The organism is Fulvivirga lutimaris (assembly GCF_009711525.1).
In the GTDB taxonomy this organism is placed as follows: domain Bacteria; phylum Bacteroidota; class Bacteroidia; order Cytophagales; family Cyclobacteriaceae; genus Fulvivirga; species Fulvivirga lutimaris.
Window position 1 is genome coordinate 1 of sequence record NZ_SMLV01000146.1, and the last position, 3,064, is coordinate 3,064.

A 3,064-nucleotide genomic window follows, 5' to 3' on the forward strand; every position below is an offset into this window, starting at 1 on the left:
AGTAGAGTCCACTTTTTAATTGATTCAGGTCAAAATCCAGTTTGTTATTTCCTTCATACACTTCGACATTAAACATATCTATCAAATCTCCGGTAGAACTCAGTAGCTCAATATCGGCAATTGCATCTTTTGTTGCTATAATATCAAAAGCCACTAAGCTTGTTGATGGATTCGGGTATGGATTTGAAATAATGAATGTTTCCTGACCAAAAGTGATGCAGCTTCTATTATTATCCTCATCAACATCCTGATAATTCAGAATAAAAGGCCTGACATCAATACATATATAATCAAGTCTTTTGTTGTCAATTGTTAAGGCCAATTGAGCACTAATCACCTCATTAGGGTTCATTGCCTTATTTATAGTTTCATAAATTTCAAGTTCACCACCAAGGTTAACTGTTACACTGAGACTATCTAGTCTGATAGTACCATTATTTCTGATAGCAAAAGATAGTTTATCCCCAGATGCAGTTGGTAAAATATTGAAGTTCAGCACCTCTGCATCTAGTAACGGCTCTAAAACCTGTATCCTGCTTGAGATAGTATCTGTGCAGTTCTGATCAGATATAGCCACCAATGAAACATCAAAGTCACCAAGGTTATTAAATGTATGAGAAGGATTAGTTTCTTCAGAAGTAGCCTCTTCTTCAAACTCCCAGCTATAACTTTGAGCTCCTGAAGATTGATTTGTAAAATCTACAACAAATGGTGGTGCCCCAAAATCAAATGAAGTAGAAAAACTTGCCGTTGGGGCCTGGTGAATCGTTACTGCTCTGCTCACCTCATATTCACAACCATTTTCAGTGTAAACAGAAAGCGTCACATTATAATTGCCTGCTTGCGCAAAGTCATATCCAAAATTTGACTCTGATGAAACCTGACTGCCATTTATTAACCAGCTCCGATTAGAAATATTATCTCCTGATATCTCCGTAATATCCGTGATTTGGGCTGTCTCGTTTTCACAGTCATCAGCCAATGAAAAATCTAAGCTTGGCGCCTCAGGAATTGAAACCAATTGTGTTTGCGTTGCTGTACAAAGATTAGATGATGTTACTGTGAGACTTACAGAATAATCAAGAGGATTTTCAAAAGTTGTTTGTGGATTCTGCTGAGCACTAAAAGTTCCTCCAAGATTCCAGGACCAGTCCGTTATCTCTTCTCCCTCCACCGCCACAGAAGCATCTGAAAATTGAATAGGTACATCTATGCATATTTTATCAAAATTGAATGCTACTTCTGGGGCCTTTAAAACCGTTACCATTTTTGTTAATGAGTCAACACAACCAAACGAGCTAGTTGCTGTAAGTTCTACTTCATAATCTCCATTGGCATCAAAAAAATGACTGGTATTTTGTTCTTCAGAAAATTCCGTTCCATCACCAAAATCCCAGCTCCAGGATGATAAATTATCAATATTCACTGTTGATAAGTCCTCGAATTGAGTGGCTAATTTCTCACAAGCCAGCTCATTACTAAAGTCAATTACTGGTAATGCATGAATGGTGATGGTTTGTGTGTCAAAAGTCTCACAGCCATCTGCATTGGTAATATTTAGAGTCACATCATAGGTCCCCTCTGTATCAAAAATCATAATAGGATTACTGAGTGTGGAAGTGAATCCATTACTGAATTCCCAGTTAACATCAGTTATATCCCCAGATGTTGAGTTTGTAAAGAGCACCTCCTCACCCACGCAGGAATCATCGAATGAGAATATAGGAAGTGTTCCCTCTTTAACATTAGTCAAGTTTTTGGCTATTTCTATATCGCATCCCGGAATAGTGGCTATCAATTTAAGTTCCTTTGAGCCGCCATTTGAAAACGTAATGTCAAGATCCTGATCTGTGGATATCGGGACACCATCAAGCACCCAGCTATAGGTTATGAATCCTCCAAAGTCCCCTGGAGTTGTAATTTCAAACAAATAGGGTTGGTTGGTACAGATATTTCCTCCAGGCACTGTGAAGTCTGGCGCTGGTTCTTCATAAATAGTAATTGTCTGTTTAGTGAAGTTTGAGCAAGTGCCATCCTGCACAGAGAGTGTTACTTCATATTCCCCGGCTGCCGTAAAGCTATGTGATGGGTTAGCATTAGCATCTGTTGGGCTGCCATCCCCGAAGTCCCAATCGTATGTAAGTCCTCCTGCTGAGGATTCCGAAGTGAATTGGATGGGGGAGGTGAGGCAGATGTTTTGGCTGGAGATAGTTATGGGGGGAGCTGAAAATGTATTTACTTCTATACTCTTTAATAAATGAGACTCCTCACCTGAACCATCTTTTGCTAAGAGAGAAATATTAAAGGTACCATTAGAACTATACCTAATATCATTGGGTATTTCATCCTTAGAAGAGTATACCTCCATATCACATGGACTTGGGAAATCACCAACAACCAAATTCTTATCATCCGCATCCATACTAAATATTTTCCATTGGGAATTAAACTTTATTAGCTCAATATGAAATGGCCTATCTAAGTTACCATCTACACCTAAGGCATCAACTACTGGACTATTGTTATTTAAACTAGAGCCAAAATTTATTCTAAATAACTCTCCAGCAATCGTAATCGCATAACCAAACCAGTTTCCATTATCAAAAGCAATTTCAATACCTCTAAACTGTTGCCCACTCAAATTGGTTGTTATTAAAGTTGGAGTTGCTGATGCATTATAAAGATTAGGGCCAAAGTCAAACCTCACAACTCTACTGGTTATTATCGATCCAGAAAATGCATACCAATTGTCATTGAATTTCTCTACTCTGATATCATCCAATCCTGAAGCAATTCCAAAACCTGCGGTAGTTACAATATCTGAAGGAATTGGGTTGTTTCCTGGAGAATCACCAAAATTAATAAGGCTTAGTTTGTTATCATTAGAATTACTAAGTATCATAACATGATTACCTTTGTCAACCGCTATATCTATTCCACCGACTATTGTTCCTCCAATTGGTTCTAATAATACGTCAGCAGAAGGATTGCTCATTAGTGAGTTTCCGAAATTCAACCTAACAAGCCTTTGGTTCCCTTTGCTTAGTACAAATCCAAACCAATC

At 38.2% G+C, this 3,064-nt stretch carries 1 protein-coding gene; it reads right to left on the bottom strand.

What is annotated here, in order from left to right; translation table 11 throughout:
- Positions 1 to 3,016 (bottom strand): PKD domain-containing protein (locus tag E1140_RS00890; protein ID WP_155178069.1); only part of this gene is annotated, 3,016 nt, incomplete at its 3' end.
- Between the last annotated feature and the right edge of the window lie 48 nt (positions 3,017 to 3,064).